Consider the following 15,666-nt stretch of genomic DNA (forward strand, 5'->3'; position numbering starts at 1 on the left):
CCGGCAATCCTCTGATGAGATGCCGCGGAGTCGGTGATTAGAGTTAAAATCGAGCAGCTTCTGGACCCAATGCTCAATCACATGAGCCGGTAGTCGATCCCCGTAAAAGACGGAGAAGAGCTCTGGTGTCTTCATGAAGCTGAGCGCATCGAGTAGCGTATCCCTTGCAGTTCGATGAATGAAGTAAAGTCCGTGACGTTCGTTTCGGGCTCCCGATCATGACGACTGCCGGATTCGCCCATGTTAAGGGCGAGTTCGATACCGATGCCTTCTTAGTCAAGAGAATTTCGGCAATGCCCAGACGTCGCGCGAATGAAAATATTGGGCAATGACTTTCATTTTCTGAAATAGCTTTTCTCCCCGCTATCGGTCATACAGAACCTACCGCCCCTCGGTCCCGTGCAAAATGCGCCCGACCGACAACTGCAGTCATTGTCGGAAGACGGAACCATCTCAGCGCTCCCTGTCTGAAGTAGTCCGGCTGTCCCCATGTATGACGTGCAAGATTTTTTGCTTCCGCTGACAGACCCGTCATTGCAGATAAAGGTATCGCCCTGACAGCCAGAGATTCCACCCTTCTTGCCACTGCATGGCAGGTTCGCCGCGTCGACAACGCTAAAGAGCGAAACCAAAACAGCAACCGTGGCGCTTACACGTAGCGTGGCGCGTAAGCCTGATCCGCCATGATAGTTCGTCATACAGTGCCGGTCCCGTTCCCCGCAGTCAGCATTCCATGCTTGTCTTCGAGAGTGCCCTCCCTCTTCAGGGCGACAATTCGAGCGCCAATCACCTCGCGGAGTTGCGCGCTGGTCGCCTTGAACCCCAGTCCTCGCGCGACTGCATTCACCGCCTCATCCTCGGTCGCGCCAAGGCTCTGATTGATGAGCGCCTTCAAGCCCGCGTCAATTTCCATCGGCGGAAGCAGATCAGGCCGCCGGAGGCTAGGCGAGGAAGCGAGAGTACGATCCCGGAGGCCAATCGGTGCACCAGGCCAGAGAAGGAACGCGCCGGAGCGCAGAACCTCCCCTGAATTGACCGTGATGCGTATGGCATTTCCTACTTGAGCATCGATACGACTTCCTGACCGCTGCAGGCCCCATGCCGTTCTTATGCGGGTGACGATTTCGTCTGTGTGGATCGGACCTTCGACCTCCACCGTCTGCTTCACGAGGTTAGCGAGAAGCCCCGTCGGTGCTTCATGCAGTTCCGTCGAGGCCTCCGGCAGCAGCTCGGCCTCCTTGTAGTGACACGACGAATCCACGTCCTGAACAACCTGCTGAAGTCCGACCTCCGTCACGTTCGTCCGCTCGATCGTAACGACTTCCACAGGTACCGCCCGTTTATTGCGCCCAGCTTCAGAGCTACCGGAGATCACGTCGGCCTTGGCACGTTCGATTGCATTGACCACACGATCTAGCTCGGCCCTGGGCCGCTGGAACCAATCGGTGCTCCAGATGCGGTGTATCGTCCAGCCATGGTCTTCGAGGACAGCTTGGCGGAGGCGGTCGCGATCACGAGCAGATCGAGCATCGTGATACGACGCCCCGTCGCATTCGATACCGATCAGATAGCGCCCTGGAACGCTCTCGTCGGCAATGGCGAGGTCGATGAAGAATCCGGCAATACCGACCTGCGGATGGACCTGATACCCCTTTTCCTGGAGCGCAGCCATCACCTGTTCCTCAAAGACGCTGTCCATCGAGCGCTCGGCCCTGGCTGCCATCGAAAGGCGTCCGGTCCGCGCGAAATGCAGGAAGAGCTTAAAGGCGAAGATTCCTTTTCCCTTCCCGCGTTCGATGTCAATGTCCTCGTCCGTGATCGAGGCGTACACTTCGCAACGCCGTTTGGCGCGACTTATGAGAACGTTCAGACGCCGCTCGCCGCCTTCAGCTCCAAGCGGCCCAAACCGCATGCTCATATACCCTTGCGGGTTCTTCGCGTAGGCCACGGATATCAGGATAACGTCGCGTTCGTCGCCCTGTACGTTCTCCAGGTTTTTCACAAAGAACGGTTCGTTCGGGTGCGAATGAAAAAACTCTTCCGTCTGCGGATTAAGCCGCCGGAGCAGTTCGAGTTGGTCCTGGATTTCACGGCGCTGCTTGATCGAGAAAGCTGCCACGCCCAGCGACAAGTGGGGCGTCTCGAGCGCATGACGGATGATGGCTTCCGCTACGACCTTGGCCTCGACTTTGTTCACACTGTCCTCGAAAACACCGTTGGGCACGTGGTGGAAACGAAGCCCCATCCCGGCTTCCTGTGTATACGGGCTCGGCACGATGAACAGTTTGCTGTCATAAAACTGGCTGTTCGATACTGCGATCAAAGATTGGTGACGGCTGCGGTAGTGCCAGCGGAGCATCCGCTCAGGAAGTCCTCGGGCGGAGAAAAGGCCGAGGATACTTTCGATGTCGGAAACTCTGGCTCCGTCCTGCTCCTCGTCGTCGTCCGAACCGTCGGACGTCATCTTTGAGAAAAAACGGGTCGGCGGCAGCTGTCGCTCGTCACCAACGACGACGACCTGCTTGGCGCGCGCGACGGCACCAAGGGCGTCGACGGGCTGAATTTGACTGGCCTCGTCCATCACAAGGAGATCGAATTCCAGAACTCCTGGAGGTAGGAATTGCGCGATCGACAACGGGCTCATCATGAAGACTGGCTTCAACGCCTGAACCGCCTGTGAAGCCTTCTGCATCAGTTGGCGAATGGGCATGTGGTTGCGACGGCGTGCCATTTCACCGCGAAGAATGCCCACGGGGCCAATGCCACTTACCGACGGAATCTTCTTATGATGAGAACGGACAACCTCCAGCCGCGATAACCGCATTCGGCTGCGATCGAGTTCGGCGAACTCGGACACCAACCGACCATGCACCTCCCCGTCGAAACGAGCGAGTTCAGGGTCTTGCGCATGCTGATCACGCAGAACCGCTTCATAATAGGCCATCTCGAAGTACGGTATGATATTTGCGGTCGCCAATCTCCCGTCACGAAGCCGATCGACGATCAGACCGACGCCCGCATTCGACGCGTCGAGCGAGCGCCCGTTGTAGGCGGCATACTTCGACAACTGCTCCTCGTTTTCGATCCAGCGTGCCAGCTTGGCTTCGACCGAACTCATCGGGACGTCGGCTAGCGTGGTCGATCCAAACAGCGTCGACGGGTCTGTCTTCAAAAACTCCAGCAGGCCCGTCATTCGCGTCAGAAATTCGTCGCCGTCCTTGCCGGCCTTGAGAGCGAGGTCGGCAACGGCGCGCGGATCGCCAGTACGTGATGCAAGCGGCCGAATGTCGGGATTTGTCGAAACCCATGCCACGACTCCAGCAAGCTTGTTCCAGTCGGTCTTGGCACCTGCCCAGAGAGAGCCGAACGCCGCCTTGCCGTCCGCGTCCGAAGCTTCGAGGTTGCGCCGCAATTCTTGGGCTGACGTGAGAGCCTCAAGCGCTGAAACGCGGGCGGCGGCGTCCGGGAGCGTCCCGCGCTGCAGCCCTGCAAAAGCGCTTTCGGCAGAGGCGACTTCCTGCAGAAGTGACGCCACCTGAGTCAAGGCGAGCTCTTCCGCGTCGATCGCGTCGGGAAACAGCGATGCCGTATCCTCGCCAAGGTCAGCCCAGAGCGAGAGGATTTGTCGGCGGGTTTCCTCCAGCAACGAGCGGACTTGCTCACAGCGTGCAGCGACGGCTGACTTATCCGTCAGCCTGCTCGCGATAGCGCGTGCTTCCGCGCTGACGCCGCGCAGACTCCGCATCCAGAGCACCAAGCTTTCGAGCGGCTTGGGATCGGACTTTTCGCCTCTCCAGTCTGCGCCGAAGGCGGATCGACCAAGGCTGTCGCCGTCCTTGATGGTTGCCCGGGCTTCCTTTCCCTTCTGCAGCAGATCGAGCAATCTCACAGTTTCGGCGGGCGGCATTTCCGGCATCACCGTTTTCAGGAGTGCTCTGGCCTTGCGCCAGTCACCGCTCATGAACCTCAAGAATTTCTCGCCGTGCATAGCGACTGCGGTGCGCGCACCTATCAGGTCTATGTCCCAAGCCTGATTCGCGACCGGACCTGCAAGCTCGGACCGTATTTGGCGGTAGATCGATACCGCTTCGGCGAGATCGCCGGCCTGCTCCAGACCGCGCTCCCAGATCGCGGCGACGAACGCGTCGGGACTGACGTCCGGCGCGTCCGCTACACGTTGTCCAATTGTCAGCAGCCGTGCAACTGATCCGAGGGTTGGCGAGGCGTTGATCCCAAGCATCAATCGCAACGAAGCCGCAGTGTTCAGGAAGCGCGGTATCAGATTGCTCAGCTGCGCAATAACAGCAAAACCTGAGTGCGGGAAACCTGGCGGCAACTTACGGAACGATTCGACAAGAGTACTCGGATCGAATTGCCAAGCCGCGTCAACCACCAGCGCGTCGACCTTTGCCGACAATTGTTCAAATCGAGCTCCCTCTCGGACAAGACCCCCGATCTTCGGCAGCGATGTCTCCCAAAGGGCATTTCCAAGCGCCTCGGGTTCGATGCCTTCCGGGCGTGTAGCTACCCGCTGCGCAATCTCGATCTCGGGCTTAAAGTCAGCAATTGTCCGCGCCGGAGATCGCTCGAGCGCATTGGCAACGGACGTCATGTTCCCGGCAAGGAATGTCGAGTTCGAAAGTGCGTCACGCAAGCGAACGACCAAACGCTCGAGGTCTAGGGGCGTGATCCCGACCAGGCCGACGCCATGCCAAGGGTGCTCGGACGGGACCCCGATGTCATCGATGCGCTGTCCCAATTCCGACAGCAAGGCGACAATCCGACTGTGCGTATCCGGTTCCCAATTCACCGAGCCTGTCAACTCAATATCAGAAGGCGGCATGCCAAGACGGCGAAGTCGCGAAAGATGTCCAATCACCTGATACGGCGAGAGGGCGTAAGGACGGTACACGGCGTGAAGTCTTTCGGCATGGCCATTAAGCGCGTCGCGAGCGTCGGTAAGACTGCGGTCGATGGCGTCTACGTTCTCTCCGCGCGGAACGCCAAGGTCCCACGTATGCTGCAGCTCGGCGAGCAAGGCCCGTTTGTTGGCTTTGTTCGAGTGGAGCTCAAGGCAAGCCTCCCCAACCCCGGCCTGATCCAGCCGTCGCTTTACAACCTCGAGAGCTGCCATCTTCTCGGCGACGAATAGAACGGTTTTCCCGTCGGCCACCACGGCGGCGATTATGTTGGCGATGGTCTGCGACTTCCCCGTCCCAGGCGGTCCTTGGATCACAAGGTCTCGCCCCCGTCGCGCTTCATGGATCGCTACGGTCTGTGAGCTGTCCGCATCGACGATATGCGTCATCTCTGCGGACGAAATGTGACCGTCGATCTTTGCGTCTTCAGCGAGAAGTCCATCCGACGACGTGAAGCCGTCCGACACCAGAGAAGTTATCAGCGGACGATCGGTAAGTTTCGCATTCTGCGGCCAGAGGCTGGGATCGAGGTCACGGTACATAAGGAATTTCGCGAATGAGAAGAACCCAAGCACGATGTCGTCGGGCTGGACCGACCAATCGGGTTTGATGGTAATCGCGGCAGCCACCTGAGAGGCGTAGTCGTCAAAGGAAAACTGATCCGACGCCTCGAAACTCGGCAGGCTAATCTTGTGGACCCGGTCGAGGAAACCTTCCAGGGAGAGGTTCGAGGCGTAATCCTCCTGCCTCGCGCGCAACTTAAATCGTTCCGCCGCGCTACCGCGCTCGAGCAATACTGGAACGAGGACGAGGGGCGCGTAGCGAACGTTCTTGGCATTGTTCGGGTCGATCCACTTCAGCGTACCGAGACCGAGATACAGAATGTTGACACCCTGCTCTTCCTCTAGTGTCCGAGCGTCAAAGTACAGGTCGAGGAGCCGCTTTTGCAAAGCGTTTGGCGTCATCCTGGTCTGTAATTTGGTATCTGCGTGCCTTAGGAGCCGACCTGCATCGTCTCTGTCGTCATCGTCAGGAAGGGCAAGCTCGATAAGCTCTTCTGTACCCTCGCCTTCCTTCTGTTCCCTGCCCTTTGCCCCCGCGAGGAAGGTCATCGCCTTGCCTTCGGACACGAGAATGCGGAAGACTTCTGCAGCGCGCTCGTCGACAATATCAATGGTCTTCGCGCTCTTCGAGAACCGCGGCACATTTAGCAAACGGTTGCGGGCAGAGAAATCAAGCAGCTCTGTTCGAGCGCGTTCTATTTTTGCTTCAACCGAAAGACTACTCTGAAAAATCGACTGCTCTGAATACTGACTTGCGTTTGGTGTGTTGTTCATGCCCGCCCCCTGATCTCGCAAGTCAATGCACAAAGATGGTTGTAGGTCTAGTGCAGAGGCAATCAACCCAAGCGTTAATTAGTAAGGCCGCTCAGGATCGCCCGCTCGGCAGCGGCGTTGTCGATCTCGAGGGTGCCGTGGGCGAGGAAGCGGCGGAGTGAGTTCCAGCGGGTAATCGCATAACTGATCGTCTCCGCTCAGGTGACTTCTCATACTTGGCAGCAGCGGTGGAGCCTCTTTCAAACGATCAACCGCTCGCATAGTTTCTGCGGGCGACGACGCGTTAAAAGTCGGCGGCGAGACCTGATGAGCAAAGAATGAGCAACCAGAAAAAACTTCGGCTGGCGCAGCTAGCACGCGATAGCCAGACGGATAGCGGAATTGTCTGACTTTGCTACATTGCGGTCTCTCAAGGGGCAGATCATCGTTGTAGAATGTAAGTCATGCCAAATCTATGGTAACGCAAAGCGCTCGTGACGAGGTTTAAGGCAAGCTTCCACCTTTGCAGGCTTCGACGAACCGTTGTAGGCGGATGTGAGAGAATGTGCGCGGACGGTTTAGATCGATGCGATGCCCGTGTGACTGCAAGAGATCGCAACGACTGATCGCCGCCAGTGTTGGCCTGCCACCATACAGGTTTTCGGAGGCCGCGATTTGCGGCGCGGAATTTTGGAGACTCCTCGAGATACGGAGACACCCATCTCGCGACTAAGGTTTGCCAGCATTACGTTTCCCGTGACGGTCTCGAAACTGCGGCGGAAGGGCTCGCGCTGTTGCTGTCCAGCCGGCTTGCCAGACGTCTCAACAAGCTCGAACGGGATGTCTTGTCCGCTGCGAGGACGCGCCTGACGGTCGGCGGCGTCTGTGGGAAATTGCCAGATAGGCGATAATTTGATCAGGCCGCCCTGTGGGCCAGCCAGGAATCATTGGGCCATCTTCAAGCAACACCGCTACAACGCAAGTCATCCAGGCCGTATTGGGTATGCCAGAGTTTTTCCAAGCGCGATGGCAATTAAGCGCAAGCAGCGGGCGTCGCAAAGTACGTGTTTGTCGGGCCCATTTATGGTATTCGGCAGTCCGAGCAGGAAACTCGGTTCGAGGGAGATAAGTCGATGAGTGTCAAATCGTCGATTTCGCTGACCGACCAGCAGGATGCGTTTGCCCGTTCGCTGGTGAAGAGCGGCCAGTATCCCAGCATGAGTTCTGTTCTTCAGCAGGGCTTGGAACTCCTCCGTCGGAAAACGGAGGCTGAGACCGTCGAGACGGAAGCGCTTCGCGAATTGCTTGAGCGCCGTTTGAAAGAGCCGATGATCCCCACGGTAGAAATGGGAAGCCGCGTCGACGCGATGATCGAGCGGAAGCGGCGGTCTTTCTAACTGGTGACCGTTTGGGGCCGAAAATGCTCATGGACGCCAAGACCGATATGAACATGGAGAAGCGCATGTCGACTAAGAGCTGCCCCGTTCCGACACCCGAGCAGAAACGCTTCATGGAGATCAGGGAGACCGTCGAGAAGACCATGCTCGACACCATCTACAAGGCGATCGACGATGCCGCCATGGAGATGGCCGATAAGGTGCGGTCGGCTGGTATAGACATCCCGCCGACGGAGCGGGACTATTTCATTTTCGCCGCGCAGCAGGTGCTGTTTGTCCGCCTCTGTGGAGGCGATCCCGACACGCTGGAAGACGGCGATCCCGAGATCGGGGAGCGGATCGTCAGAAACGGGCAACACATCATCGATCACTACTGGCGCGGAAAGAGCGCGCAGACGAGCGACGGCGCTTCAAGGTGACTGCGAAGTTCGCCTCAGCCTTCAAGATCGCCGACCATTCCCTCGGATCGGTTCACCTTCGTCGAGCTTGGCGGCATGGAATGACCGATCGCCTTCCACATCCATCCATCCGAGTTATCTGGGATGTCCTGCATTCCTAACCGTTGCCTGTAGAGTTTCCGCATGGCCGTGAGACGTCGGGCAAACATAGGTTCGTCCGCTACGGGGCGGCCATCTGCGGCCCCCTCCCATTCGAGCGGGAATGCCTTGAGCACCATCGTTCCTCCTCTACGTTTGAAGGCTTTGTCGATGGCAGCCGTCAGCGCGGGCCAAATCCCCGTATACGGGATCGCAATCACGAGACGGTCGAAGATGATCAACGGCTCGCCGCTCTCGAGCGGATGACCATCTTCCACCCAGTGGTCCATGATCATCTCGGCGCATTCATAATCGGCTTGCGTTCTCTCGTCCGCCGACATGACGAAGCTCTGACCGTCGGAGAAATAACCTCCGCAGGTATCCCATTCTCGGAACTTCGCGATGGCCAAGATTTCCTTCCCGCGCCTGCAAATGATCTCGATGTCTCGGGTCTTGAATTCTTCATCCGAGGAATAAAACGTGGATCGACGGCAGGTCGTGATCAGGTCTTCGGTTTCGATCACGAAAGTCTTCCGTAGCTCTGAGAAAGCGCCGTCCTCGACAGTGCCAACGAGAGCCGCCGCTCTCCTTTCGAGTAACCATTCCCGTGATCGCATCCTTGCCTCCAGCATCACGGGCATTGGAAGGCGACGCGGCCAGCTTCAACGATCATGAGTGCTGTCGAGCGACCGTCCGCCAAAACTTGGGCAAGGCTGGCCAAGTGCGATGACGACCAGCCAACGTCGCCCGGCACCAACTCGTCCCACTGAGCACCAGGAACGATCCTGTCCTTTTCAGCGAAAGATAGTTGGGTGCCAGACATGACTTCTCCAATCGAATCGCGACAACCGAGGCTGTGTTGATGATCGGATCAAAAGAATTGGTGCGCAACTGTGCGTTGACCCTTGCTTGCAGATAATGGCGATCAGCCATATTCCGGCATGAAACAGGCTGACGAGATTTTGCTGTTCTCAAGTGCCTAAAGTCGACGAACAATGTTGGTGACGATATTTGAGAGGAATCAGACGTGAAGATAGCCGCCGCCCAAACTGCTGTAACAAAGGACCTCTCCGAAAACGCTGCGGTCATCAAACAACTGCTCTGCGACGCCGCATCGAAAGGGGTACGGCTGGTCAGCTTTTGCGAAGGAGCTCTTTCTGGGTATTCCAAGGCTCAGATAGCCGATCCCGATGCGTGGCTGTCTTTTGATTGGCGGACGCACGAAGAAGAGCTAAGGCGCATTGGCGAACTTTGCGGCAAGCTCGGCATCTACGCCGTCGTCGGTGGGGCACACATGCTGTCGACGACGTCGCGCCCCCACAACAGCCTGTATGTTCTCTCGGCGGCTGGCGAATTACTCACCAGATATGACAAGCGGTTTCTGTCGAACAGCGAGGTGAATGACTGGTACACCCCCGGCACTGATCCAATAATCTTTGAGGCCGACGGATATCGTTTCGGTTGTGCGATTTGTATAGAATCCCAGTTCCCCGAGGTGTTCAGCGAATACGAACGTCTTGCCGCCGATGTCGTGCTCTTCTCCTCCTATGGAATCCCTGAACACTTTCAGGTCGCGTTGCGAGCGCATGCAGGCTTGAATTGCTTGTGGATCAGCGCGTCAACGCCTGCGCAAAAGGCCGCCAAGGGGCCAGCTGGTATTATCGGGCCCGACGGCAAATGGTCGGCAACTTGCGCTGCCTCGGCAACCTCCTGCTACACGGTAGCGGTGCTGGATCGAGATGATCCCGCATACGACGTACCGCTACAAAAGGCACGCCCATGGCGAAAGAGGGCAAGATCGGGCGATATCTATAGAGAGAGGATTGTTAACGACCCTCGGAGCATGAACCGAAAGGAATATTGAGCGCCGGAGGCGCTGTCGCTGATCGTCGTCGGGTTTGTCCGCCTATGTCCTGCATATCGAACGTAAGCGCGATTTTCCCCGCACGTTGACGCCTGCGACACCCATGGATCGCCTTCGGATTGGTAACGGTATCCGGCTTGGTTATGCGTTGGACGTTTTGGGGAAGTTGAACGGGAACAGGTCGTCGAGTTCAGCATCGACAGCGCGTTGAGGTAATTCCGTAAGAGCGTTGCGCAACCAGGCTAATGGGTCGATGCCACAGGCCCGGCAAGTCAGCATCAGGCTATAGATAACGGCGCTTGCCTTGGCTCCGTCGACGCTATCGCTGAACAACCACGATTTCCGGCCGGTGGCAAAAACTCTGATGTCACGTTCGAGAATGTTGTTGTCGATCGGCATTCTGCCATCGCTGGTGTAGCGCGTCAGATAATCCCATTGGTTCAGGGTGTAGGACACGGCGTCGCCGAGTTTGGTATCCGGCGCGACTTTCGGCGCGATGTCGTCGAGCCACGACTTTAGGGCATTCAGGACAGGCAAGCTGTGATGTTGGCGGAAGCGGCGAATGCAGTCGGCCTGCGTTTCACCGGCGTCAGGCTTCTTGTCTCGCGCCTGCCTCTCGATCCGGTAGAGCTGTTCGAAGAACCTGAGCGCCTGTTCCGGCGGTCCGCCACCTTTCTTTCTGGTTTTGAGGGCTTCGACGAAGCGTCGCCTTGAGTGGGCCATGCATCCAACATGGGTCGCGCCATCCAATGTGCGCCAGGCGGTGTAGCCATCACTCATCAGTATGCCGCGGTAGTTACCGAGGAAAGCCTGCGGGTGTATCTGGCCGCGGCCCGGCTGATAATCGAGCAGCACGATTGGCTGGTCACTGTCCTCGCCGCTGCGATAAGCCCACATATACGATGTGCTGGTGGCTTCCTTGTCCTTTTCCTTCAGGACCTGAACCGTCGTCTCATCACCATGAATGAGAGGCTGCGATCGAAGCCGCAGTTTCAGCGCATCATAGATGCGATGCAAATGCCTCTCGCTCGAACCGATCACCCAGTGAGCGAGAGCGCCCCGGCTGATCGGAACACCGGCACGCTCGAATGTCTGCGCCACACGGTAGAGCGGTGTGCCGTCGACGTATTTATGAACGAGCGCGAAGGCTAGCGTCGAGGCCGTGGCGATGCTGCCCGGCAGGGGTTGCGTCGGCATCGGTGCAATTACGACAGGCGTGTTGATCCCGGTGCGGTCGCAATGGCGGCAAGCATACTTGAACCGCACATTTTGCAAGACCTTCGCCTTGACCTCGATATGAAGCTGCTCGGTAACGGTCTCGCCCATGCGATGCATTGCGCCATGGCAGCAAGGACAGGCCTTCTGATCGTCGGGAAGGTCATATTCGACACGCTCGCGCGGCAAGTCTTCCGGCAGAGGTTTGCGGCCGCGCTTTTTTCCCGTCGTGCCTTCGACCGGCGGCAAGCCTGTGTCCGGAAGATCGACGACATCGCCTTCCTCATTGTCGTCCTCGTCCGCAGCCTCTTCGGCTTCGTTGAAGATGCGATCAATGTGCTTTTCGCTGCGTGGGGCAAAGCGATGGAGCCTTGCGAGTGCCAGCTCCTCTTCCAGCTTGACGACCCGTCGCGAGAGCGCTTCCTTTTCGGCTTTGAGCGCGGCGATTTCGGCAGCATTGGCCGCCAATTGCGCCATCAGCTCTGCAACATCAGGTTCGCCGGTTCGAGTCATCTTAGTTTTGAATCTGAACCGCTTCGCCGCGTCAACAGCTCAATTCGCCATCTTCAGCCGGCGATCTGATATTGCCGCACGGGATGTCGGATCATCGCATCGATATCGATGCCGTCGAGTATCCAATGCAGTTGCTCAGTCGTCAGCAAAACCACCGGCACCTCGCGGCGGGGCCATCTGAACTTGTCCTCGGTCAACCGCTTCAGGATAAGGACAAAGCCCGACCGATCGAAGAACAGCAGCTTCATCCGGTCTCGACGGCGATTGCAGAAGGCAAAAACCGCTGGAGCAAACGGATCGAGCGCCATCGTCTCTTGGACCAGAACCGCAAGGCTGTTGATGCCGGCCCGGAAGTCGATCGGTTCGCGATGCAGGTAGACTTGAAGATCAGCGCCCAGTCTGAACATGACCCAGTGCTCCGATTAGTGCAGCCAACACGTCCACATCACCGCATTCCAGCGTCAACCTCACACCGTTCGGCAGTGACGCGCTCACTTTCGCTGGGGAAGACAGAGGGCCGATCCTCTCTGCCTTCGGCGGCAGCTCTTCACCATAGGTGGCAGGCATCTCCAAGGAGAACTTGCTGCTCGCCGCAGTGACCTGAACCGGAATAAACGCCGATGTCGAAGACAGCGGGAATGGAGCGGCTTGGGTGTGTTTCCTTATCCATTTCCAAACGAGGTTCGCGTTGACGCCGTGTTCGAGCGCAAGTTTCGATACTGATGCGCCAGGCTTAAGGCAGGCCGCAATAAGACGGTCCTTCGATGCTGGATCGAACCGGCGTCGTCCATTCCTACCAACCAGCCGCACGACAAGTTTTTGAACTTCTTCCATCACTTGGTGTCCACCTTTTTTAGGTGGACACCTCATGCCAAAGCTCACTCAATCACAGAAGGTGCGGGGAAATTCGCGCTTACTATCGAACCGAGGCAAATGTCCACGCTGTGGCGGGACAGGCTCGATCAGGACTGGATTAGCAGTAACCGAGTATAGGAAGAATGGATTTGGGCGACTCCACTGTGAAGTGCAGCGTGTTGCGGCAATGAGGGCAGATGGCATCTGCATCCGTGGAATAGGATTGTTTTTCGAGCTTTCCGGTGCGCCGTTCCAAGGCGTCGGTAATCTGAACGGTCGCTCCAGCATAAGTTAAAGGGTCAATCGGACGACGGTGATCCTCCCAAGCCTTTTCTACGAGATCGATATCAACGATCTGTTTCGCCCGTTCATGGTCGTCAGCGCATTTGGGCGGAACTGTATCTCCCCTGCTAAAGCACATCATTTCCGAAGCGATACGACATGCAATGTCCTGTAAGGCTACGGTCTTGACCGGAAGATCGTCGACCAGCGCGGTTCTTGCTCGCTCAAGTGTTCCGCCGTACGCGCCAAAGATGTCGATGCGTACGCGTTCTGACGGATCTACGAGTTGAAGGATTAGCTTGCCGACGGGCCGATGCGGATGTGCATGACTGATGAGGAATTCGCGCCCGAGAATAGCTGGCAATCCCTCGAATCCTGAGATAACGACGTCTATATCGTTGAGGGCGCGACGGCGTCCAAGGTTAGTGCCGAGCGCCGCTTCCAGGGCGATACCTCCAGTGACAGCGTAATCTATCCCACAGGCAGTCAACTTTCGGAGCACTCTGTAGACGCGTCTTGCGTCGTCGATTGTCAAGAAAGGTTCAAGGCGGATAGGAGCTATCACGTCAAAGATTCTCCCTGAAGTTGACAATCGGATCGGTCACCACGATCTTGAATTACGGGTAAGAACAGACCTCGAACGACTCTCGATATGGCCCACCACCAGGTTACAAGTGTGTGTTTAAGTTGTGAACTGACGTCGGGGCGCAAGCCGATTCCCGGCGGGACAATTTTTGAGACACAGTATTTTCATGCTCACCAGGACGTCGCTTATCCAGTGCCGGGACAGGTTATCGTAGCTGCGAAGCGACACTTCAAGCTTCTGACCGACATGACCCCGGATGAGACATCCGAATTTCTACCGCTTGTTCAAAAGCTCAGAAGGCAACAGACGAGCCAACTTGGTATCGAGTACGTCTACTATTTTTATAACGAGGATACGTCGCACCACTCGAATGGATGGCGCGGTTCGGAAAGTCTATTGACGCGGTACGTCCCGCGCTACTCCATGCCCGAGATAGCATGAACTCGGAAGCGGAACTCGCTTTTGTCGCAGAGGCTGCGAAGAAGCTGCGACGAGGGATGCAGGGCATATAGGGCATCAAAGCGCTGAAAACCCTTGATGGATTTGGTCAAGGCCAGACGGGGATATCCGCCACTAGCAGACCTGGCTTCTCCAAAGGTAGCTGCTTCACGACGGCTCCATCTGGATCAAGCACCGCTGTCGGCCCCCATGATACGCCGCCATCGCGTTCGCCAGTAACATCCGCCGATACAAGCCAAAGGCCAGTCTCTCGACATCGGTCACCGCGTACAGAGTTGTGGGCATTTCGGAAGATTTCAGCCCTATCTCTTCGCATCATATTGTTTGCGGGACATACGATGAGTGTTGCGCCACTATCAGCAACACGCTGCGCCGCTACAGGGAAGTTGGTGTCGTAGCAAATATTTATTCCGAACTTCAGGCCGCCCGCGTTGAAAACCGGAGTTTCTGTCCCTGCGGAGAAGGAGCGCTCCCCATCCAAGAGATGTCTTTTGCGATAGCATCCGACTGCAGTCGCGCCATCTATGACCACGGCGCTGTTGAATAACCTCCCCATCGACACCTCGATGAAGCCCATGACAATCGTGGGCCCGACCTTGGGGAAGCGTTCCATCAGGTCGTTGAACTGGCTGGAGGAGACATCCAACGCGACTCGACGTGCCGAAGCTTCGTCGGTCATATACCCTTGGAGGTATCCCTCGGGAAAACAAAGTGGCCTCGCACCTTCGGCTTCCGCCTGTTGCGAAAGCTTGACCGCAGCGGATAGAGCGCCCTCTGTATCCTCCCTGTATTCGGCAGTCTGAGCGGCCGCGACCCGGATGGTTCTCATGTCATGCTCTCTGATGGCAACGCTACGATGACCGATGATCGGGTCAAAACGAGCTATGTGCAACGAGTAAGAGACGACTGCACAGCGTCTGTAAGAGCTAACTCATATTTCTGCTTTCGGCCCAAACCGGACATCGTTATTGCGTCCACACGAATTTCATGGCCCTTCACTCATTTGATCGTGGAACGAACTATCGCCGCGTGTGATGTCGCCGTGATGTCGGAAAAACGACCGGAAACCTGACGGTGAATCTTGTTAGGAAACTCTATTCAACCACCGCAATATGTCTCCTCAGCCGGGCGATGCCGTCCCGTATTATTCAAGCTCAAACCCGTTAGTGTGGGCTGGCGCAAGCGGCGTGGACAACAGCGTGCTACATAAGCTCACGTAGAAAAGCCTTGCCGTCGCGCGGCTCTTGCATTATATGGATACTAATATAGTATCTATAAATGGCTTCAGTAAACACTCAATTTTCGATTGCCGTCCACGTGATGGCGGCAATCGCACATCACGACGGGGTTTTCGCATCGGAAGTTCTCGCGCGCAGCGTGAATGCGAATCCGGTTTTCGTTAAAAGAGTCCTCGTTAAACTCTCGAAGGCGAAGCTGGCGAAGACGACGGTTGGTAAGTCGGGCGGATATGGCTTGGCACGAAGCCCCAATAGGATTTCGCTCTTAGACATCTACGCTGCGGTAAACCCTCCAGATGCTTTTGCCATCCATGCTTATCCCGTGAACAACGAGTGTATTATCAGCTCCAACATCAAGGAAGTCATGGGCGACGTGCTGGTTGGCACCGAGGAGGCCGTCCATGGGCATCTGAGACAGACGACTTTGGCAGATGTGGTTTCCAAAATCAGGGCCAGGTCCGGGTAGCTGCTTTGGCGAATTTTTTT

General features: G+C 56.9%; 14 protein-coding genes. 4 read left to right on the forward strand and 10 right to left on the reverse strand.

Annotated elements, in window-relative coordinates; genetic code table 11:
- Positions 1-335: 335 nt before the first annotated feature.
- From J3R84_RS39240 to J3R84_RS38730, 3 genes are all read right to left on the reverse strand, one after another.
- Positions 336-698 (reverse strand): YdcA family protein, encoded by a 363-nt coding sequence (locus J3R84_RS39240; RefSeq protein ID WP_494338018.1) that lies wholly within the window; start codon positions 696-698, stop codon positions 336-338.
- Complete coding sequence (locus J3R84_RS10605; protein ID WP_203530062.1) at positions 695-6,256, reverse strand: DUF3320 domain-containing protein; 5,562 nt, start codon at positions 6,254-6,256, stop codon at positions 695-697. Before J3R84_RS10605 ends, J3R84_RS39240 begins: the two co-directional genes overlap by 4 nt.
- A 74-nt stretch (positions 6,257-6,330) precedes the next feature.
- The gene (locus J3R84_RS38730; RefSeq protein ID WP_203530068.1) at positions 6,331-6,444 is read right to left on the reverse strand and encodes an IS66 family transposase; all 114 of its coding nucleotides are present in this window, start codon (positions 6,442-6,444) and stop codon (positions 6,331-6,333) included.
- Between the two features lie 924 nt (positions 6,445-7,368).
- Between J3R84_RS38730 and J3R84_RS10615 the strand changes: the two genes are divergently transcribed.
- A complete protein-coding gene (locus tag J3R84_RS10615; protein WP_203530063.1) occupies positions 7,369-7,632 on the forward strand; it encodes a ribbon-helix-helix domain-containing protein in 264 nt (87 codons plus the stop codon).
- A 29-nt stretch (positions 7,633-7,661) separates the two neighbouring features.
- Positions 7,662-8,051, forward strand: a complete 390-nt coding sequence (locus tag J3R84_RS10620) for a hypothetical protein (protein WP_225906579.1) — start codon at positions 7,662-7,664, stop codon at positions 8,049-8,051.
- 14 nt (positions 8,052-8,065) lie between these two features.
- Here the strand turns inward: J3R84_RS10620 and J3R84_RS10625 are convergent, their stop codons facing one another.
- Both J3R84_RS10625 and J3R84_RS10630 read right to left on the reverse strand, forming a co-directional pair.
- Complete coding sequence (locus J3R84_RS10625; RefSeq protein ID WP_203530064.1) at positions 8,066-8,692, reverse strand: hypothetical protein; 627 nt, start codon at positions 8,690-8,692, stop codon at positions 8,066-8,068.
- Positions 8,693-8,799: 107 nt separating this feature from the next.
- Positions 8,800-8,991: a hypothetical protein gene (locus J3R84_RS10630; RefSeq protein WP_203530065.1), complete on the reverse strand. Its 192-nt coding sequence runs from the start codon at positions 8,989-8,991 to the stop codon at positions 8,800-8,802.
- Positions 8,992-9,195: 204 nt separating this feature from the next.
- On the opposite strand from J3R84_RS10630, the gene J3R84_RS10635 reads away from it, so the two are divergent.
- Complete coding sequence (locus J3R84_RS10635) at positions 9,196-10,032, forward strand: carbon-nitrogen hydrolase family protein (RefSeq protein ID WP_203530066.1); 837 nt, start codon at positions 9,196-9,198, stop codon at positions 10,030-10,032.
- Positions 10,033-10,173: 141 nt separating this feature from the next.
- Here the strand turns inward: J3R84_RS10635 and tnpC are convergent, their stop codons facing one another.
- The 5 genes from tnpC to J3R84_RS10660 form a co-directional block, all read right to left on the reverse strand.
- A complete protein-coding gene (gene tnpC / locus J3R84_RS10640) occupies positions 10,174-11,760 on the reverse strand; it encodes an IS66 family transposase (RefSeq protein WP_203528327.1) in 1,587 nt (528 codons plus the stop codon).
- 53 nt (positions 11,761-11,813) lie between these two features.
- Complete coding sequence (tnpB, locus tag J3R84_RS10645) at positions 11,814-12,167, reverse strand: IS66 family insertion sequence element accessory protein TnpB (protein WP_171521484.1); 354 nt, start codon at positions 12,165-12,167, stop codon at positions 11,814-11,816.
- Positions 12,148-12,597 carry an IS66-like element accessory protein TnpA gene (gene tnpA / locus J3R84_RS10650; RefSeq protein WP_171521485.1) on the reverse strand — a complete coding sequence of 150 codons (450 nt, stop codon included), beginning with the start codon at positions 12,595-12,597 and terminating at the stop codon, positions 12,148-12,150. Before tnpA ends, tnpB begins: the two co-directional genes overlap by 20 nt.
- A gap of 136 nt (positions 12,598-12,733) precedes the next feature.
- Positions 12,734-13,432, reverse strand: coding sequence for a hypothetical protein (locus J3R84_RS10655; protein ID WP_203528325.1), 699 nt, complete (start codon positions 13,430-13,432; stop codon positions 12,734-12,736).
- Positions 13,433-14,030: 598 nt separating this feature from the next.
- Positions 14,031-14,771, reverse strand: a complete 741-nt coding sequence (locus J3R84_RS10660; RefSeq protein ID WP_203528323.1) for a carbon-nitrogen hydrolase family protein — start codon at positions 14,769-14,771, stop codon at positions 14,031-14,033.
- A gap of 449 nt (positions 14,772-15,220) precedes the next feature.
- On the opposite strand from J3R84_RS10660, the gene J3R84_RS10665 reads away from it, so the two are divergent.
- Entirely contained in the window at positions 15,221-15,646 is a 426-nt protein-coding gene (locus J3R84_RS10665) for an Rrf2 family transcriptional regulator (RefSeq protein WP_203528321.1), read from the forward strand.
- Positions 15,647-15,666 lie beyond the last annotated feature (20 nt).

This window comes from Ensifer canadensis (assembly GCF_017488845.2).
Lineage (GTDB): Bacteria > Pseudomonadota > Alphaproteobacteria > Rhizobiales > Rhizobiaceae > Ensifer > Ensifer canadensis.